Source organism: Bacillus sp. 0209A (genome assembly GCF_036765095.1).
GTDB lineage: Bacteria > Bacillota > Bacilli > Bacillales > Bacillaceae > Bacillus > Bacillus subtilis_G.
This window is the reverse complement of record NZ_JBAIZV010000007.1, coordinates 66,717-86,413: the sequence shown is the minus strand read 5'-3', so window position 1 is coordinate 86,413 and position 19,697 is coordinate 66,717. Positions and strand designations below refer to the sequence as shown.

The following is a 19,697-nucleotide window of genomic DNA, read 5'->3' as shown; positions in this document are numbered from 1 at the left end:
TCTAGTCAGGAATCATCTGCAAGTGGGGGTAGTCCTTGAATCGTTTCCAGTCGCCGCCCCACTCAAAACCGAGCTTCTTAGCAATCTCGACAACCTCCACCCAATCTGATTGACCGTTTTGATTGCCGTCATATTCTATGTCCCAAATGATGCTGCCATCCTTTTTTTGCAGGGCGAAATCTATGGCGAAACCATAGTTATGATACGATTCTCCTCCTCTTGCATAGGTGACAATATTCCCTTCTTTTGTACGCCCCTGTTTATATAATTCGTCTTGTTCCTTAAAGGACCTGAATCCTTCTGTAATGACAACGTTAATGCCTTTTTTCGCCGCTGCGGCCTTGAGAGCATCGGCGTTCTGTTTCACAATCGGATGAAGATCCGAAGGGACAGGCATATTCTGCAGGGCGTTTTGAGAATGCCATTCGTTTCGTATATAACTAAAACACAGATCAAGAAGAAACAGAATACATAAGATAACGGATATTTTTGCGGATAATTTCATATCGGTCTCACTTTCTCATGATGTGCTGAATGTTTTCGCTTTTAAGTGATTGACTCTCTCTAAAAGAGAACAGCTATGATAAAATATAACATAAATAGTAGCAGGAGGAAGGAGGCAGATAGATGAGAGCAAAGATTCCATCTGAGGAAGTAGCAGTAAAGCTAAACGAATGGTACAAGCTCATTCGCGCATTTGAAGCAGATCAAGCAGAAGCGTTAAAGCAGGAGATCGAATACGATTTAGAAGACATGGAAGAAAATCAGGACTTGCTTTTATATTTTTCTTTGATGGAATTCCGGCATCGAATCATGCTGGATAAGCTGATGCCGGTGAAAGACAGCGACACCAAGCCTCCGTTCTCTGATATGCTGAACGAAATTGAAAGCAATCAGCAAAAACTCACAGGCTTATTGGAATACTACTTTTATTATTTCAGAGGGATGTACGAATTTAAACAGAAAAATTTCATATTAGCGATTGACCATTATAAACATGCCGAGGAAAAGCTTGAGTATGTCGAGGATGAGATCGAAAAAGCTGAGTTTCTTTTTAAGGTTGCAGAAGTGTATTATCACATCAAACAAACGTATTTTTCCATGAATTATGCGAGCCAGGCGCTTGATATCTATACGAAATATGAGCTGTACGGGCGCCGCCGCGTGCAGTGTGAATTTATCATTGCCGGAAATTTGACCGATGTTTATCATTATGAAAAAGCGCTGATACACTTGTGCAGTGCCTTAGATCATGCGAGGCAGCTTGAAGAATCGTATATGATCGCCGCTGCCCATTACAATGTCGGACACTGTAAGTACAGTCTGGGAGATTTCAATGAAGCGGAGGGCTATATCAAAACAGCCGCCGCCATTTTTGAGAGGCACAGCTTTCAGCAGGCCGTTCAAGCCGTTTTTTCACTGACCCATATCTACTGTAAACAGGGAAAATACGACAAAGCGGCAGAAGCATATGACCGCGGGATCAAGAGCGCTGCTGAATGGGCAGATGACATGTACTTGACGAAATTCCGCCTCATTCATGAGCTTTATCTTGGCAGCGGCGACTGGAAGGTGCTTGAAGAATGCTTCGACCTGCTGGAATCCCGCCAGCTTCTTGCCGATGCTGAAGAACTGCTGCATGATACAGCGGAACATTTCAATCAGCAAGAACATTACGAGTCCGCCGCTTTCTTTTACCGCAGGCTGATGAATATTAAAAAGAAGCTTGCTGAGCAGCGTTTTCGATAGAAAATGGCAGAGAACATACAGGTTCTCTGCTTTTTTATGCTGTTTTCAACCCGGAAAAATGGGGTATTTTCCACTGCATAATGGAAAATCAGAGGAGGATATCGTTTATGTATAAAGATTTAACCGGAAAAACAGCGATCGTGACAGGTTCTTCAAAAGGAATCGGGAAAGCCATTGCGGAACGGTTCGGGCAGGAGAAAATGAATGTTGTTGTGAATTATCACAGCGACCCGTCTGGAGCCGATGAAACGGTGGACATCATTAAGCATAACGGAGGGAAAGCCGTCGCAGTTGAGGCGGACGTGTCAAAAGAAGAAGGAATTCAGGCGCTCTTGGACACCGCTTTAGACCATTTCGGCACGCTCGATGTTCTGGTGAACAACTCGGGTTTTAACGGCGCGGAGGCTATGCCGCATGAGATGAGTCTTGAAGATTGGCAGAGAGTCATTGATGTCAACATCACCGGAACCTTTCTGGGAGCAAAAGCAGCCCTTAGCCACATGATGAAAAACAACATCAAAGGCAATGTGCTGAATATTTCGAGCGTTCACCAGCAGATCCCGCGCCCCGTCAATGTTCAGTATTCCACGTCGAAAGGCGGCATCAAGATGATGACAGAAACGCTGGCGCTCAATTATGCGGATAAAGGAATTCGCGTCAACGCAATAGCGCCCGGCACCATTGCCACAGAATCAAATGTGGATACGAAAAAGGAAGAGAGCAGACAAAAACAATTGAAAAAAATCCCAATGAATGCCTTCGGAAAGCCGGAAGAAGTGGCAGCAGCAGCGGCTTGGCTTGTTTCTGAGGAAGCGAGCTATGTAACCGGCACCACACTCTTCGTCGATGGCGGAATGACAATTTATCCGTCTCAGCTTGAATAGAACATAAAACAGGGGGATTGCGGGATGAAGACAGACTGGTGGAAGGATGCGGTGGTCTATCAAGTTTATCCGAGAAGCTTTCAGGACAGCAATGGAGATGGAATTGGAGATTTGCGGGGAATTATGTCCCGCCTTGATTACATAAAGGAGCTCGGAGCAGACGTGATTTGGATTTGCCCGATTTATCCTTCTCCGAATGTTGATTACGGCTATGATGTGACAGACCATAAGACGATTATGGATTCATACGGAACGATGGACGATTTTCACGAGCTGCTTGACCAGGTGCATCAGCGAGGATTAAAGCTAGTGATGGATTTTGTGTTAAATCACACCTCGGTCGAGCACCCGTGGTTTAAAGAAGCGGAGCTGGACAAAAACAGCAAATACCGCAGCTATTACATTTGGCGCCCTGGCACAAAGAACGGCCTACCGACGGACTGGGTGTCTGACTACGGATGCCCGGTCTGGCAATACGAGGAGCACACGGGAGAATATTATCTCCATATGAATGCCGTCAAACAAGCTGATTTAAATTGGGAACATCCTGAGGTGCGCCAAGCGGTATTTGACATGATGAGATTTTGGCTTGATAAAGGGGTGGACGGGTTACGGATTGATCAGCTCCATCTCATCTCTAAGAAAGATTATCTTCCTCCGTATGAGGACTATATCAACCGGCAGGCAGAGCCCAAGCCTTTCCAGCCAAATGGCGAACGAATTCATGACTATTTAAAAGAAATGACAGATAAAGTATTTTCTCAATATGATGTCATGTCCGTCGGAGAGGCAGGAATTGCCACACCGGAGGAAGGCCTGAAGTATACGGGAACAGATAAGCATGAACTGAACATGATTTTTCACTTTCAGCATATGGAGCTTGACCAGCAGCCGGGAAAAGAACATTGGGATGTAAAGCCCCTTGAGCTTTCTGATTTAAAGTCTGTTTTGACAACATGGCAAAAGAAGCTTGAATATGAAGGGTGGAATACATTGTTTTGGTGCAACCATGATCAGCCCCGGATTGTGTCGCGATTCGGAGACGATGGGGAATACCGGAAAGAATCCGCGAAAATGCTGGCCGCCGTTCTTTATTTCATGAAGGGCACGCCGTATATTTATCAAGGAGAAGAAATCGGGATGACAAACGCGCCGTTTACCCGAATTGAGGACTATAAAGATATCCAAACGGTCAATATGTATCATAAACGGGTGTTTGAAAAAGGCTATGATCCAGAAGATGTGATGAGATCGATCTTAGCCAAAAGCCGGGATCACGCCCGGACGCCGATGCAGTGGAGCAGCGGCAAGAATGCCGGATTTACTGACGGCACGCCTTGGCTGAAGGTCAACCCGAACTTCTCGACTATCAATGTGGAGGAAGCACAGGGAGATCCTGATTCGATCTTAACCTACTACAAAAAGCTGTTCAGCCTGAGAAAGCAGTACGCTGACCTCATGAAAGGAAGCTATGATCTTTTGCTTCCGGATGATCCGCAGCTGTTTGTATACATGAGAGAAAATGGAAAACAGCAGCTTTTGTCGGTCAATAACTTTTCAAAAGAGCAGGCTGTTTTCCGTTGGCCTAAGTATTGCGGAAAGGATCAGGCATCCTTGCTTCTCAGCAATTATAAAAACAACGGTGATCTGGCTGACGAAATGGTGTTTCAGCCTTACGAGAGCAGAGTATATCTTCTGGACAAAACAATCAAATGACTCAGCCCGCCCGGCTTTTTAGCCGGGTTTTTTAAGTACATATATTCGCCCCATAGACGGGAAGAATAACATCAAAACGAAAATTACTCTTGCAAAACGTAATGACTTCGGTTTATTATGATATAGGATTACAAAATCGTTATCATTTTGATTTAAAGTTCATGTGAAAAAGAGGGGATATACGATATGTTTAAAAAATGGAGCGGCTTGTTTGTGATTGCAGCGTGCTTTTTATTAGTCGCAGCATGCGGCAATTCATCAACAAAAGGGTCGGCGGATTCTAAGAGTGATAAACTGCACATTGTCACAACGTTCTACCCGATGTATGAATTTACGAAACAAATTGTAAAAGATAAAGGAGATGTGGATTTGTTAATTCCATCTTCCATTGAACCGCATGATTGGGAACCGACGCCAAAAGACATTGCCAACATTCAAGATGCTGATTTGTTCGTTTATAATAGTGAATACATGGAAACTTGGGTTCCGTCAGCTGAAAAAAGCATGGGTCAAGGCCATGCCGTTTTCGTCAACGCGAGCAAAGGCATTGATTTAATGGAAGGTTCGGAAGAAGAAGAACACGAAGAGCATGAAGAACACGGAGAGCACGAGGAGCATGAGCACAGCCATAGCCATGCAATGGACCCTCACGTATGGCTCAGCCCTGTTCTGGCGCAGAAGGAAGTTGAAAATATTACGGCGCAGATCGTAAAGCAGGACCCGGATAACAAAGAATACTATGAGAAAAATAGTAAAGAATATATTGCAAAACTGCAGGATCTTGATAAACTATATCGTACAACCGTAAAAAAAGCGGTGAAGAAAGAATTCATCACACAGCATACAGCTTTTAGCTATTTGGCAAAAGAATACGGTCTGACGCAGGTTCCGATTGCAGGGCTTTCGCCTGACCAAGAACCGAGCGCAGCCGACTTAGCAAAACTGAAAACGTATGCCAAAGAACATAACGTAAAAGTCATTTACTTTGAAGAAATTGCATCCTCAAAGGTCGCAGAAACGCTGGCCAGTGAAATCGGCGCAAAGACTGAAGTGCTCAATACACTGGAGGGCTTAAGCAAAGAAGAACAAGATAAAGGTTTAGGGTATATCGACATTATGAAACAAAACCTCGATGCCCTTAAAGATTCACTATTGGATAAATCATAAGATAGTGTGCGCCGGAGGGTGCACACTATTTCTTTGTGAGAAAGGAAGATTGACATGAATCTCGTCTCATTGAAAGATATCGTTTTCGGCTATTCCCATACGCCTGTTTTGGATAAAGTATCACTTGATATTGAAAGCGGTGAGTTTGTCGGCATCACGGGCCCAAACGGCGCCGCTAAATCGACGCTTATGAAAGTCATGCTCGGCATGCTGAAACCGTGGGAAGGCACGGTGACGATCAGTAAAAGGAATACAGAAGGAAAACGCCTGACGATAGGCTACGTCCCGCAGCAAATTTCTTCATTTAATGCCGGTTTTCCAAGTACGGTGCTGGAGCTTGTGCAGTCAGGCCGATACACAAAAGGGAAATGGTTTAAACGTTTAAATGAAGAAGATCATATCGAAGTGGAAAAAGCGTTGAAAATGGTGGAAATGTGGGAGCTCCGCGAGCGGAAAATCGGCGACTTATCAGGCGGACAGAAGCAGAAAATCTGTATCGCAAGAATGCTTGCCAGCAATCCGGATCTCTTAATGCTGGACGAACCGACAACAGCCGTTGACTATGACAGCAGAAAAGGATTTTACGAATTTATGCACCATCTCGTGAAAAATCACAACCGCACAGTTGTGATGGTCACTCATGAACAAAATGAAGTGCAGCAATTTTTAGATAAAGTAATTCGATTAGAGAGAGGAGAAAAAGGCGGATGGAAATGTTTGACTTGGAATTCATGCGACGAGCTTTTCTAGCAGGCGGCATGATCGCCATCATGGCCCCGATTTTAGGGGTTTATCTCGTTCTCAGAAGACAGGCCTTAATGGCTGACACACTATCACATATTTCATTGTCAGGTGTGGCCATCGGCTTTTTTCTCAGCACCAATATTACCGCGGCGAGCATCGTCGTCGTGACCGTCGGCGCAATCGGGATTGAATACATGCGGCGGGCATACCGGACATATTCAGAAGTGTCCATTGCCATCTTAATGGCGGCTGGTTTGTCCTTCGCGATGTTTTTAATCAGCCTTTCAAAAGGCACAGCCAATATGAGCATTGACCAATACCTATTTGGATCGCTCGTGACCGTAAACCAGCAGCAGGTCTATATTATCGGCATCATTACACTGCTGATCCTGCTTTACTTTATCGTACTGAGAAGACCGCTCTACCTGCTGACGTTTGATGAAGCAACAGCAAAAACGTCCGGAATCAATACAAACGTCCTGTCGATGTCATTCAGTATCGTCACAGGGCTGGCGATCTCAGTCATTATTCCGATCATCGGGGTTCTTCTTGTATCAGCCCTGCTCGTATTGCCGGCAGCATTCGCCATTAGAATTGCAAAAGGCTTTAACATGGTATTTATCGCAGCTATACTCATTTCGTTATTCAGCGTTTTTATGGGACTGACATCATCTTATCAGCTCGGAACGCCGCCAGGGCCGTCTATTACCCTGCTTTTGATCGTTCTGCTTTTGATTGGATTCGCGGTTCAGGGAGTTTGGACGTTTATCAAAAAAGAAGCCCTGCGTAAAAAAGGGCGCCGGTAACACGAAAAGCAGTTTTTCCATCGGAAAAACTGCTTTTTTTATAGAAACAACCCGGCAAGACGCTCATATGATTCCTTTTTCGCCTCAAAATCAAACACATTGCAAAGAACCATGATTTCATTTGTTTCATAACGGTCTGTGAGCTCTAAAAGCTGCTGTTTGACAGTGTTTGGAGAACCGATCACCATTCGCTTTCTGTTTTCTTCTATGAGCTTTTTATCGGACTCTGTGTAGGGATACGCTTTTGCTTCCCCGCTGCTCGGCACGCGGCTGTCCAAGCCTTTTCCGACGCGAAGAAGCCATAAATCCTGGCTTAACGCGAGCTCTTCTGCCTCCTCATCTGTTTTTGCGCAAATGACAAAAATCGTAAACAATGCGGCCGGAGACGAGAAATGAGCTGACGGCCGAAAGTTTTCCCGGTAAACACGAAATGCATTTTCTCCTCGCTCGGGGTTAATGAAATGCCCAAATACATATCCAATCCCCTGATGCGCCGCGCGTCTTGCGCTGTTTTCACCGAGACCGAGCACCCATAGCTCCGGTGCAGTGTCAATAAGCGGCGCCGCTTTGATTCCGGCATACGGATGCCCGGCAGGAAGCGAATTCGTGAGAAAATAAGAGACATCCTGCAGTTGTCTGTTGAAATCGGTTAAGCTTTTTTTCACCCCGTCCGTTAGCGCAAGGCGGGTTTTTGTCGTGCCGCCGGGGGAACGCCCGACACCGAGGTCAATCCGGTTGGGATACAGGGCCTCAAGCTGGCGAAAGGTTTCGGCCACTTTAAACGGGCTGTACTGGGGCAGCAGCACGCCGCCTGACCCGACACGGATCGTGTTTGTCTGTGCCGCGATGCGGGCGATCATAATTTCCGGCGCCGTGCTTGCCAGTCCTTTCGTGCTGTGATGTTCGGCAAACCAATAACGCTTATAGCCCCACTGTTCGCTTAATTGGGCAAGCTCAACCGAATGCTGAAGAGTTGTCACAGGGCTTTCTCCTTTAGAAACAGGTGCCTGGTCTAGTATGCTGAAATGAATCAAAAGGCCGCTTCCTTTCTGTCTGTTTTTAGAATGTGACACAAGAATAGGCAAAATGACTCGCTCACGTCAAATGGTTTGTTTTAGAATCACAATTCATATGATTTGCAAAAATCACATCAAATATGGAAGTTTTTTTCGAGGATTTTCGTCAATTATTCTTAACTTTTATGAAACTTTGCTATAATAACAAACGTATCTATTAATAATTTACGGCATACTCATCTTCCCTTTGTACGTAAAAATAAATGTGACTATATTCACATCTTGATGATTAGGAGTGAATCGTGTGGCGATTTCTTTAGAAAAAGGACAGCGTATTGATTTAACAAAAGGAAAAGCGGGCTTATCAAAATTGATGGTCGGTCTCGGCTGGGACCCGGTTTCATCAGGCGGAGGCGGTTTTTTCGGAAAGCTGCTCGGCGGGGGCGGACCCAATGTCGACTGTGACGCTTCAGTATTGATGCTCGAAAACGGCAAATTCACCGATAAGAAAAATATCATCTATTTCGGCAACCTGAAAAGCCGCTGCGGCGGTGTCAAACATACAGGCGATAACCTGACAGGCGACGGTGCGGGTGATGACGAACAAATTATGATAGATTTGGAAAAAGTGCCTGCAAATATCGACAGGCTTGTATTTGTTGTTAATATTTATGATTGTGTCAGAAGAAAACAAGATTTCGGCATGATTCAAAATGCGTTTATCCGTGTGGTCGATCAATCTAAAAATGAAGAAATGCTCAAATACAATTTAAAAGACAATTATGCCGGCAGAACAAGCTTAATTACGGCTGAAATCTACCGCCAGGACGGCGAGTGGAAATTCGCGGCGATCGGTGAAGGCACAAACGATACGAGATTAGAAGATATTATCAGCAAATACGTATAAAAGAAAAAAGGAGTGGATGAAACATGGCAATTTCATTGGCAAAAGGACAAAAAGTAGATTTAACAAAAACGAATCCAGGTCTTTCAAAGGTTGTTGTCGGTTTAGGCTGGGATACGAATAAGTATGACGGCGGACATGACTTTGACCTTGACTCAAGTGTATTTCTTTTAGATGCGTCTGGAAAATGCGCATCTCAAAATGATTTTATTTTCTACAACCAGCTTGAAGGCGGCAATGGTTCAGTCGTTCATTCAGGCGATAACCTGACAGGTCTTGGTGAAGGCGATGATGAGAATGTAAAAGTGAATCTCAGCGCCGTACCTGCCAATATCGACAAAATCTCATTTGTCATCACGATTCACGAAGCAGAAGCGCGCAGCCAAAACTTTGGACAAGTGTCAAACGCGTTCGTTCGCATCGTCAATGAAGAAACAAATGAAGAGCTCATCCGTTACGATCTGGCGGAAGATTTCTCTATTGAAACAGCAATTATCGCTGGAGAGCTTTACCGGCATAACGGAGAGTGGAAATTCTCCGCTATCGGCTCAGGCTACCAAGGCGGTCTTGCCCGTATCGCAACAGACTTCGGCTTGCAAGTTGGTTAGGACAGATTACGAAGAGCAGAAAGGAGAGAGGCAGTATGGCTATTCAATTAGCAAAAGGACAGCGTGTTGATTTAACGAAAACAAATCCGGGACTCACAAAAGCGGTGATCGGTTTAGGCTGGGATACAAATAAGTACTCAGGCGGAGACGATTTTGACCTGGATGCTTCAGCTTTTTTAGTTGATGCGCATGACAACTGCGTGAATGATCTCGATTTCGTCTTCTATAATAACCTTGAGCATCCGAGCGGCGGTGTCATCCATACGGGTGACAACCGCACGGGTGAAGGTGACGGAGATGATGAGCAGCTCATCGTTGATTTTTCAAAAATCCCTGCTCACATTGAGAAAATAGGTATCACAGTGACCATTCACGACGCTGAAGCACGCAGCCAAAACTTCGGACAAGTTTCCAATGCGTTTGTACGCGTTGTGGACGAAGAGACGCAGAATGAACTTCTTCGCTTCGACTTGGGAGAAGATTTCTCTATTGAGACAGCCGTTGTCGTTTGTGAGCTTTACAGACACGGCGAGGAGTGGAAATTCAATGCGATCGGCAGCGGTTTTTCCGGCGGGCTGGCTGCATTGTGCCGGAACTACGGTTTGCAAGTGTAAGCGAGTGACAAATAGAGAAGTCACCGTTTTCAATTAATAGGAGGAAAAAATTTGGACTTTTTACATCATATCATGTCTACGTATGCTTCATTTTTCGATTGGAAAATGTGGGGGGAAGTGTTGTCTGATCCTGTTTCCTGGGGTCTGATTGGTTCTCTTGTTGTTTTGGAAGGCCTTTTATCGGCCGATAACGCGCTTGTTCTTGCGGTGATGGTCAAACACCTGCCGGAAAAACAGCGGAAAAAAGCGTTAACGTATGGTTTATTTGGAGCTTATATTTTCAGGTTTATTTTTATCGGGCTCGGTATGCTCCTCATCAAGTTTTGGTGGATCAAGGTGCTTGGCGCGCTTTATCTGGCTTGGCTCGTCATTAAGCACTTCTGGATCGGCGAAAAAGATGAGGAAACGGACGGCATGAAGAAAAACTCTTGGATGGTCCGCACGTTCGGTATTTTCTGGGCGACTGTTATTTCAGTTGAATTGATGGACCTTGCCTTCTCTGTGGACAGCATTCTGGCCGCATTTGCGGTATCTGAAAAAGTATGGGTGCTTCTGGTCGGCGGTATGCTCGGTATATTAATGATGCGTACAGTGGCAAAAGTATTCCTTGTACTGATTGATAAAATTCCTGAGCTGGAAAACACAGCATTCGTGTTAATCGGAATTATCGCGCTGAAAATGGCCGGGAGTGCCTTCCATTACGAAATGCCGCACTCTGTATTCTTCATTATCATTATCGCTGCTTTTGCGATTACATTTATCATTCACTATATCAACAAACAAAAGCAAGTGCGCGAACAGACAGCCGCGTCAAAAGAAGAATAAAACAAAACAAGGAGGGAGGTTTATGTCCTTCCTTTTTTGTTACAGAAAAGAGGTGACGTGTGTGCGGTATTTCCACTATTTATCAACACATCAAGAAGAAAATGTATTTTATCAAGCGCCGAAACAGGTCACGAAAGAGGCGCCTAAGAAGCTGCTTGAGCACGCACTGGGGGCCGTATTATATATGCCGGCAACCCGCCCGGACATAGCGGCGATGATAACGGAACACAAATATGAGGATTTATCATCTATTGTTTTCTGTCTGGAGGATGCGATTGGAGATCATGAGGTCAAGCGGGCTGAACATAATGTGAGCCGCCAATTAGAGTTGATTGAGCAGGCGATCCAGCACCGCAAGATAAAGCCGGACCATCTCCCGTTTATGTTTGTGCGTGTACGGTCTCCGAAACAGCTGCTGCAATTAGCCGATACCCTGAAACCTGCACTCCATTTGTTAACAGGATTTGTCTTCCCAAAATTCTCAGCGGAAAACGCCCGTGACTATGTTGAAGCACTTGAAGGCATATCCGGTGACATGACGGTGCCGCTTTACGGCATGCCGATATTGGAAACACCCGATTTGTTAATGAAAGAGACAAGGGCTGCTGCTTTGTCTGAAATGAGTATGATTTTGCATCAGCATCAGGACTTGATCTTAAATGTGCGGATCGGTGCGACTGATTTATGCGGATTATACGGCATCAGAAGAAAGTCGGAGCAAACGATATATGATATCCGTATGATTGCGGACTTTATGTCAGATATCATCAATTACTTCGGCCGGGAGTTCGTTATTTCAGGCCCTGTATGGGAGTATTTTCAGGCATCGCAAAAGCCCCATCTGCTATCGGCGCACCCGCCAGTTGAGCTGAATGAGTATGTAAAAGGTTTGGTGAAGGAAACCGAACTTGACATCGCCAACGGCATTCACGGAAAAACGGTCATTCATCCGACCCATCTCAAAATTGTAAACAGCCTGTATGTTGTAACAAAGGAAGACTATATGGATGCGTTAAGCATTATTCATCACGGAAACGGTTCAATCGGCGTGATGAAAAGCCATTTTTCTAACAAAATGAATGAAATCAAGCCTCATATGAAATGGGCTGAAAAAATCTTATTAAAATCAGAAATTTATGGGGTGTATCATGAAAACCGATCTTTCACCGATTTGCTCAACGAACAGCAAAACCCTTCAAATATTGGACAATATGGCGGTTGATCTGTCGGTCACAGACAACCCGCTTTTCATACCTGAACAAGCATTATTCGAGATGGCGGCAAGAGTGAATAAAAAAAGGGGCTTTTTATTTGTCAGCAAAGTGCTGGGCAAACATATCCCGGTTCACCCGCTGAAGCCGCTTTTAGCGTCCGGGCTGCTTGCCTTGGAATACGCTGAGCGGAAAACCGGACAGGAGCTAAAGGAAAAAAACGAGATCTTGAACGGACTTCTTTCAGAAACGGAAAGCGAGCTTCAAGCTGCTTATCAAACGCTTCAACAGCACCCTGTTACACTGGACGAAGCGCCGCTTGTAATCGGGTTTGCGGAAACGGCGACGGCGCTTGGACACGCGGTTTATGATTGCATTGAACAAGCGTCGTTTGTCCATACAACACGTGAACAGATCCGAAACACAGAGCCTTCGATCACATTTGTGGAAGAGCATTCCCATGCCACTGATCAGCTGTGTTACGCAGAACCAGATATGATGAACAACAGCTGTCCGATTCTTCTTGTAGATGATGAAATCACCACAGGGAAAACCGCATTACATATGATTCGGGATATCCAATCCAAATTTCCGCGCAAAGAATACGCTGTCCTGTCTTTATTGGATTGGCGGACGGAGGAGCATAAGAAGGCATACGCAGAGGCTGAACGGGAATTAGGCGTCACAATTTCAACCGTTGCTTTATTATCAGGGCGGATTTCCTTTAAGGGTGTGCCGTTGTCCGAGTCCTCCTGCAACTACAGCCCGAAGCCGCAAGGAACAGCGATAAACAGAACGGACATTGATATATCGGATTTCTTCACATCCGTTCCTTATCAGCCGGAAACATCCGCAAACGTTCATTCTTACGTGAAAGAAACAGGGCGATTCGGCGTAAAGCCGTCTGAGCGAAAGGCTGTTCACGAAGCTTGCCGCCAAGCAGCGCTTTACATCGAACAATATCGGAAGGGCAAAAGAACACTCGTGCTTGGAACGGGAGAGCTGATGTATCTGCCAATGAAAATCGCCTCAAAGCTTGGCGGTTCGGTTTCCTATCACTCTACCACGCGCAGTCCGATTCACCCGGTTGCAAAACAAGGTTATGCCGTGCAAAACGGTTATTCATTTATGAATCCGGAAGATGAGGCGGTTCGCCATTTTGTCTATAACCTTCCTGCCGGAGCGTATGACGAAGTCTTTTTCTGTCTGGAAAAGAACGTTTCGGATGAGGCGTTACAGCCGATTTTTGATATTTTCAAAGAAAAAGAAGTGCCTCATATCCACATTGTAACTCTCTCAGGAAAGGCGTGATCTGATTTGAAAGACGTTATTGACCGTATTGGGAGCTATCCAGAAGAAGATGTGACCTTTCTATTAAAAGACTTGTCCGCTGTATCCATTGAAAAAAGTACGGAAGAACGGGAGAAGTCAATTCAAAGCGGCATCCATTATTCAGAAATGCTGCCGATCGAATACAAGCCGACAGATGAATACATGAAACTGTTTTATGCCTCGCTGGAAGACAGCAAACAGAAGGTCGCATTAGCGGCGGGAGTTGTTGCGGAGCAGATTTATGAAAAAAGCGGGAAAGATGCGGTTTTGTGCAGTTTGGCAAGAGCAGGCACGCCGATCGGTGTCTTGATCAAACGTTATATCAAAATGAAGTATCATGTCTCGCTGCCGCACTATAGCATCTCTATCATTCGGGACAGGGGAATTGATGAGATTGCCTTGCATTATATGTTGAAGCATCATCCGGAAGGCAAGGTTGCGTTTATCGACGGATGGACAGGCAAAGGCGCCATCACGAAAGAACTGATCCGCTCTGTAGAACGCTTTAATCAACGCTTTGGAACAAGGCTGTCTTCTGAAATCGCGGTGCTTGCCGATCCGGGGCATTGCGCGGATATTTATGGTACGAAGGAAGACTTTCTGATTCCGAGCGCTTGCTTGAATTCTACTGTATCAGGACTTGTCAGCCGCACAGTTTTAAATGAAAAGTGGATCGGGCCGTCTGACTTTCATGGGGCGAAATATTACAAAGAGCTCAGCGAAGAGGATGTATCCAATCTCTATATTGAAACGATAGCGGAGCAATTTCCGTCTATTCATAAAGAAGCAGAACGCCTGGCACTTAGGCTGCAAAACGATCGTGTGAAACCAGATTGGAACGGTCTAGCTTCCATTGAGACTATCCAAAAGCAATTCGGCATCAGCAACACAAATCTGATTAAGCCGGGTGTTGGGGAAACGACCCGCGTGCTTTTGCGAAGAGTGCCTTGGAAAATACTCATTCAGCCGGGTGCTGAAGAAGCATTGCAGCATATTTTATTGCTTGCGAAGGATCGGGGCGTGCCTGTGGAAGAATACAAGAATATGTCATATCGCTGCTGCGGGCTGATTCGTCCGGCGGAGAAAAGCCTATGAACGCATTCGCCAGTGATTTAGACAGAACATTAATTTACTCGAGGCGCATGATCAGCAATCCTGATAAGGAAGCGGGGGTTGAGCTGATAGAAACACTGAACGGCCGTGACATCTCTTATATCTCGGGAGTGACAAAAGAGAACTTAAGGCAAATTCAGAAGGATCACTATTTTATTCCTGTCACCACACGCACAAATGAGCAGTATAAGAGAATTGTTTGTTTTCAGCAGGACATTGTGCCCGAATATGCTGTGACTACGAATGGCGGCTGTATTTTAAAGGACGGCCAGCCTCTGAAAGAGTGGGACGAGTTCATAAAAGAGCAGCTCGCATCGTGTCTGCCGATTGAGGCTATGCTGAGAGAAATCGCAAGTCTGCCTGTAGCGCAAGCGGTTGAAAGAACCCGAACGGCACATCATTATTTTGTCTATCTTATCTTGAACGAAGAGAAAATAGCCGGCCTCGATCCCGCTGCTGTGAAGGAGTGGGGGGCTGAAAAAGGATGGCAGGTATCCCTGCAGGGGCGAAAGCTTTACTTTATTCCGAAGCCGCTTAATAAATGGAGGGCGGTCGAATATCTGAAATCGAGGCTTTCGCTTGATGAAATCTATACAGCGGGAGATTCGCTGCTGGATCTTGAACTGATTCAGGAAGCTGATTTCGGCATCGCGCCCGCTCATGGCGAGGTGCTGCGCCACTGTCCGGAATTACGCAAAACGAAAGCAAGCGGCATGATGGCAGGTGAAGAAATCACAGCGTCTGTTTTATCCCGAATAACCCGATTAAAACAAGTATAATGCATACAAACAGACCAGAAAGGAGGATATGATGAGACAAGAAGAGTTAATCATTCATAAAACAGTTCCCGCCGACGGGGATTGGAAAAACATGTTGTTTCAGACGCTGCCCGAGCGGGAGCGCTATGAGAAGGAAAACGGGCTGTCTTTTTCGAGGCTCGCCGGACAAATACTGGGTACGCCCATAGATGAAACGGACTATTATAACGACTTGTATGAGCTATCGGTTAAGGATCATATTTATATCTTAAGCGAGACGCTTGATAAAACGATCGCGCCGGAAACGTTTCAGGCGCTTCAGCATATTCATTCCATCAACCAGAAAGAAAAAGGGCTGTCGGTCAGCCGTTTTGTCGCCTTTCTGGACGGGGAGCAGCTGATTGCGAAGCATACAAACCCCCTCATGCACCGCCATTTGAGAAAAGCATTGATGACGCTTTTACATACCTTTGCAGACCATCATGAGCAGGGGCTGAATCATCCTGATTTTCGCAGAGTATTGCTTGATGTCTCTAAGTTTTCTTTGAATCACCTGAATCCTTGGCTGGAAAAAACCGATATAGAACGGGAGATGCCAAAAGTTGTTTGGTACGGAGACGCAACGAAGAGTCAGCTCTATTTCTTATATTATCTGATGTTAGCCGGCTGCGATGTCCTATTGTTCCATCCGGCGGGAACCGATCAGCTGGCGCTTGTCGATCCGAAGCAGGAGCTCAGTTTTACGGAAAAGCTCCCTGATGTTTCGGAGCTTCAGCCGTTTCCAAAAGAAAAACCGGATCGGAAATCAACCGTAGCCTACCGCTCAACAAAGGAAATTGAACATGTGCTGAATCATGAGGAATCCATGCTGTACAAGCCATGGCAGTTCAGGGATCATACACCGATGTCTGTTACGCTGAAAACGACCTATGATGAACTGTTTTTAATCGCAAAAGAGCGGGCCTTCATTCGGCCGAATTTCAAAGCCGATAAACATTCCATTGAGATTCCGAATGTATTCGCCAAAATCATGGGCGTGTCGAAAGACCATAAAGAATATTGGAACAGGCTTCATACATTAGAGGATTACCAGGAAACAGAAATGATCAGAAGCTTTCCGTTTACAGAAGAAATCAAATCGAACTATCAATTTCATTACAGCCACGCGCTAGACCATGAAGGGAACATTGATCCGGACAAGCTGATGGCAAGCAATGTGTGGCAGTACAAGCAGCTTCCGGCGGGCGTTCAGGCTGCCATTGCCAAAACGATTTCGAGAATGTGCAGGCACCCGCGTCTTAAAGCTTTGCATCAGGAACAAGTCAAGGATGTTCAAATTTACTTGTTTAAACAAACAACGAACCTGTCTGCTAAGCTGCTGAAATTGATTCAGATGTTCGACTATGCGCAAACTGTTCCGAAACTCGTTTTATATCATACGGAAATGAGCGGCGGACTCACGCGTTCAGATGCTGCCGCCCTGCTGTTCCTGAATGAAATCGGAATCGATATCATCATGTATAACCCTCCCGGCCATCAAGACATTGAGCAGTTTATTGAAGAGGATCAGTATGATATCCACTGGCTGGACGACATGGTGTTTCAGCAGGACTATAAGGAGCCTTCACTTGTAAAAAGGCTGTTCAGAACGATTACCCAAAAGTAAGGAGAGAAGAAAAGCATGACAACAGAAAATCAAAACCCGCTTATTCTTGATAAAAACGAAGAAATTTCCCAGCAAAAAGCTGACGATATCCGCCTGCAGCTCCGCCAGGAACCAGAGGTGAAACGGCTAGTACAACAAATTGACGTTAAAAACCAAATGGAGCTGCTTGAGTACGGAAAGGAGCCGGCCGTTGAAATCTCTAAGTTCTCTGACCGCATCTTGGGGATGATGAAAACGACAAGCGTGACAGACTCAGGCACGATGCTGACCCAGCTTGGAAAAATCATGGACCGTTTTGACAAAAACGATTTTGACGAGCCAAAGGGACTGATGGCTAAGATTTTCAAACGCGGCGGCAGCATGATTGAGAAAATCTTTAAAAAGTACCAGACGCTCGGCGGAGAAATTGAAAAAATCAACGTTGAGATTTCTAAATATAAAGATGAGATGACCAAAACAAACTATACGCTCGATGAAATGTATGAAAACAATATTAATTACTATATGGAGCTTGAAAAATACGTTGTTGCCGGACAAATGAAGCTGGAAGAGATGCAGTCCACTCTCCCTTCATATGAAGAAAAAGCAGCAAGCGGAAATCAGCTAGCGCAAATGCAGCTTGATACGCTGCGCAACGGCATTCAGGCGCTTGAGGAGCGGGTATACGACCTTGATATGGCGCGAATGGTGGCACTTCAAACCGCACCGCAAATCCGCCTTCTTCAGCGCGGTAATGCGAAGCTGATCGGAAAAATCAACTCCGCTTTCATCATCACCATTCCGATTTTCAAAAACGGCATTATTCAGGCTGTCACAGTAAAACGGCAAAAGCTTGTGGCTGACTCCATGAGCGAGCTTGATCGCCGGACAAACGAGATGCTGAAACGAAATGCGGAAAACATCTCGAGCCAGAGTGTTGAAATTGCCAGAATGGCCGGCAGACCGAGCATAGATATTGAAACGATTGAATCGTCTTGGAACACGATCGTCAGCGGTATGCAGGAAACAAAACAAATTGAAGAAGAAAACAAACGTCTCCGCGAAGATGGTGCAAGACGAATTGCCGAGCTTCAGGATAATATTAAAAAAGCAGCATTGCAGCAATAAAAAGCCCCCCGCTTGTGAAATATAAGCGGGGGTTCTACATTTACACCATTTAGTTAATGACATTGTGTAAAGACAGTTGTAAACTTAAACGGTAATCATTTTGCATATCAGAGGTGTTGACAATGGGAAAACAACAGCCTATATCCCAGCGTAAGCTGCTGGGTGTCGCCGGTTTAGGGTGGCTGTTTGATGCAATGGATGTCGGAATATTATCGTTTATTATCGCCGCGCTCCACGTGGAGTGGAATCTTGCGCCTGAAGAAATGAAATGGATCGGAAGCGTGAATTCCATCGGCATGGCTGTGGGTGCGTTTTTATTTGGGCTGCTGGCTGATCGAATCGGCCGAAAAAAGGTGTTTATCATTACCCTTTTGTGCTTTTCCATCGGAAGCGGCATATCAGCTTTTGTGACAAGCTTATCTGCATTCCTTATTCTGCGTTTTGTTATTGGGATGGGGCTTGGCGGCGAGCTGCCAGTCGCTTCAACTCTTGTTTCTGAAGCGGTTGCGCCTGAAAAGCGGGGCAGAGTGATTGTGCTACTGGAAAGCTTTTGGGCAGTAGGCTGGCTCGTAGCAGCACTGATTTCTTACTTTGTGATACCGAGCTTCGGCTGGCAGGCCGCCCTGCTGTTGACGTCGCTGACTGCTTTTTATGCTCTGTACTTGCGGACGAGTCTGCCTGATTCGCCGAAATATGAGTCGCTTTCTGCTAAAAAGACATCGGTATGGGAGAATGTAAAAAGCGTTTGGGCAAGACAGTACTTACGGTCGACTGTGATGCTGTCGATCGTTTGGTTTTGCGTGGTGTTTTCTTATTACGGCATGTTCCTATGGCTGCCTAGTGTCATGCTGCTCAAAGGCTTCAGCATGATTGAAAGCTTTGAATACGTCCTGCTGATGACGCTTGCTCAGCTTCCGGGCTATTTTTCTGCTGCGTGGCTGATCGAAAAAGCGGGACGGAAGTGGATACTCGTCTTTTACCTGATTGGTACAGCAGGAAGCGCCTATTTCTTCGGAACTGCGGATTCATTAGGCCTTCTGCTTACAGCTGGAATGCTGTTATCGTTTTTCAATCTTGGTGCGTGGGGCGTGCTGTATGCCTATACACCGGAGCAATACCCGACAGCGATTCGCGCCACAGGTTCAGGGACGACAGCGGCGTTTGGAAGAATCGGCGGTATCTTCGGGCCGCTGCTCGTTGGAACGCTCGCCGCTCGCCATATTTCGTTTTCAGTGATTTTTTCAATCTTTTGCATTGCGATCTTACTCGCGGTTGCTTGTATTTTGATTATGGGAAAAGAAACGAAACAAACTGAGCTTGAATAGGAAAAGCACCTCGCGATTGAGGTGCTTTTTTACATTTGAACCCGGGCTGCGGATCATCGTGTTTGTCTGGCAGAGCGCCATGGCAGTATAAACAGAATCGTGTAAAGTACCGAAACGGTGTGTGTTGATATAGAAAACCTGCAAGACATGTG

At 45.6% G+C, this 19,697-nt stretch carries 19 protein-coding genes; 17 read left to right on the top strand and 2 right to left on the bottom strand.

Going from position 1 to position 19,697, the window contains the following annotated elements; all coding sequences use genetic code 11:
- Position 1 precedes the first annotated feature (1 nt).
- Positions 2-505: a M15 family metallopeptidase gene (locus tag V6D44_RS19410; RefSeq protein ID WP_087993108.1), complete on the bottom strand. Its 504-nt coding sequence runs from the start codon at positions 503-505 to the stop codon at positions 2-4.
- A gap of 122 nt (positions 506-627) precedes the next feature.
- Here V6D44_RS19410 and rapJ point away from each other — a divergent pair, with 122 nt between their 5' ends.
- The 6 genes from rapJ (at position 628) to znuB (ending at position 7,066) form a co-directional block, all read left to right on the top strand.
- On the top strand, positions 628-1,749 hold the full coding sequence (gene rapJ, locus V6D44_RS19405) for a response regulator aspartate phosphatase (protein WP_202328679.1): 1,122 nt from the start codon (positions 628-630) through the stop codon (positions 1,747-1,749).
- A 107-nt stretch (positions 1,750-1,856) separates the two neighbouring features.
- A complete protein-coding gene (locus V6D44_RS19400; RefSeq protein WP_087993110.1) occupies positions 1,857-2,633 on the top strand; it encodes an SDR family oxidoreductase in 777 nt (258 codons plus the stop codon).
- A 24-nt stretch (positions 2,634-2,657) separates the two neighbouring features.
- Complete coding sequence (locus V6D44_RS19395) at positions 2,658-4,349, top strand: glycoside hydrolase family 13 protein (RefSeq protein ID WP_333516822.1); 1,692 nt, start codon at positions 2,658-2,660, stop codon at positions 4,347-4,349.
- A 186-nt stretch (positions 4,350-4,535) separates the two neighbouring features.
- Complete coding sequence (locus V6D44_RS19390) at positions 4,536-5,516, top strand: metal ABC transporter substrate-binding protein (RefSeq protein ID WP_333516821.1); 981 nt, start codon at positions 4,536-4,538, stop codon at positions 5,514-5,516.
- 54 nt (positions 5,517-5,570) lie between these two features.
- Entirely contained in the window at positions 5,571-6,266 is a 696-nt protein-coding gene (znuC, locus tag V6D44_RS19385) for a zinc ABC transporter ATP-binding protein ZnuC (protein ID WP_087993113.1), read from the top strand.
- Positions 6,224-7,066, top strand: coding sequence for a zinc ABC transporter permease ZnuB (gene znuB / locus V6D44_RS19380; protein WP_087993114.1), 843 nt, complete (start codon positions 6,224-6,226; stop codon positions 7,064-7,066). Before znuC ends, znuB begins: the two co-directional genes overlap by 43 nt.
- Positions 7,067-7,104: 38 nt before the next feature.
- Here the strand turns inward: znuB and V6D44_RS19375 are convergent, their stop codons facing one another.
- On the bottom strand, positions 7,105-8,100 hold the full coding sequence (locus V6D44_RS19375; protein ID WP_087993115.1) for an LLM class flavin-dependent oxidoreductase: 996 nt from the start codon (positions 8,098-8,100) through the stop codon (positions 7,105-7,107).
- 286 nt (positions 8,101-8,386) lie between these two features.
- On the opposite strand from V6D44_RS19375, the gene V6D44_RS19370 reads away from it, so the two are divergent.
- The 11 genes from V6D44_RS19370 (at position 8,387) to niaP (ending at position 19,545) form a co-directional block, all read left to right on the top strand.
- A complete protein-coding gene (locus tag V6D44_RS19370; RefSeq protein ID WP_253268799.1) occupies positions 8,387-8,989 on the top strand; it encodes a TerD family protein in 603 nt (200 codons plus the stop codon).
- 23 nt (positions 8,990-9,012) lie between these two features.
- The gene (locus V6D44_RS19365; RefSeq protein ID WP_087993117.1) at positions 9,013-9,594 is read left to right on the top strand and encodes a TerD family protein; all 582 of its coding nucleotides are present in this window, start codon (positions 9,013-9,015) and stop codon (positions 9,592-9,594) included.
- A 35-nt stretch (positions 9,595-9,629) separates the two neighbouring features.
- Positions 9,630-10,208 (top strand): TerD family protein, encoded by a 579-nt coding sequence (locus V6D44_RS19360; RefSeq protein ID WP_202328692.1) that lies wholly within the window; start codon positions 9,630-9,632, stop codon positions 10,206-10,208.
- Positions 10,209-10,259: 51 nt separating this feature from the next.
- Positions 10,260-11,033: a TerC family protein gene (locus tag V6D44_RS19355; protein WP_087993119.1), complete on the top strand. Its 774-nt coding sequence runs from the start codon at positions 10,260-10,262 to the stop codon at positions 11,031-11,033.
- A 61-nt stretch (positions 11,034-11,094) separates the two neighbouring features.
- Positions 11,095-12,255 (top strand): HpcH/HpaI aldolase/citrate lyase family protein, encoded by a 1,161-nt coding sequence (locus V6D44_RS19350; protein WP_087993180.1) that lies wholly within the window; start codon positions 11,095-11,097, stop codon positions 12,253-12,255.
- Positions 12,245-13,555 carry a phosphoribosyltransferase family protein gene (locus V6D44_RS19345; RefSeq protein WP_087993181.1) on the top strand — a complete coding sequence of 437 codons (1,311 nt, stop codon included), beginning with the start codon at positions 12,245-12,247 and terminating at the stop codon, positions 13,553-13,555. Before V6D44_RS19350 ends, V6D44_RS19345 begins: the two co-directional genes overlap by 11 nt.
- A 6-nt stretch (positions 13,556-13,561) precedes the next feature.
- A complete protein-coding gene (locus V6D44_RS19340) occupies positions 13,562-14,671 on the top strand; it encodes a cysteine protease StiP family protein (protein WP_253268800.1) in 1,110 nt (369 codons plus the stop codon).
- On the top strand, positions 14,668-15,468 hold the full coding sequence (locus tag V6D44_RS19335; RefSeq protein ID WP_087993121.1) for an HAD family hydrolase: 801 nt from the start codon (positions 14,668-14,670) through the stop codon (positions 15,466-15,468). Before V6D44_RS19340 ends, V6D44_RS19335 begins: the two co-directional genes overlap by 4 nt.
- Positions 15,469-15,499: 31 nt before the next feature.
- Positions 15,500-17,113 (top strand): YceG family protein, encoded by a 1,614-nt coding sequence (locus V6D44_RS19330; RefSeq protein ID WP_253269143.1) that lies wholly within the window; start codon positions 15,500-15,502, stop codon positions 17,111-17,113.
- Positions 17,114-17,128: 15 nt separating this feature from the next.
- On the top strand, positions 17,129-18,220 hold the full coding sequence (locus V6D44_RS19325) for a toxic anion resistance protein (RefSeq protein WP_087993123.1): 1,092 nt from the start codon (positions 17,129-17,131) through the stop codon (positions 18,218-18,220).
- Between the two features lie 122 nt (positions 18,221-18,342).
- Complete coding sequence (gene niaP / locus V6D44_RS19320; protein WP_253268801.1) at positions 18,343-19,545, top strand: niacin permease NiaP; 1,203 nt, start codon at positions 18,343-18,345, stop codon at positions 19,543-19,545.
- Positions 19,546-19,697: the final 152 nt, after the last annotated feature.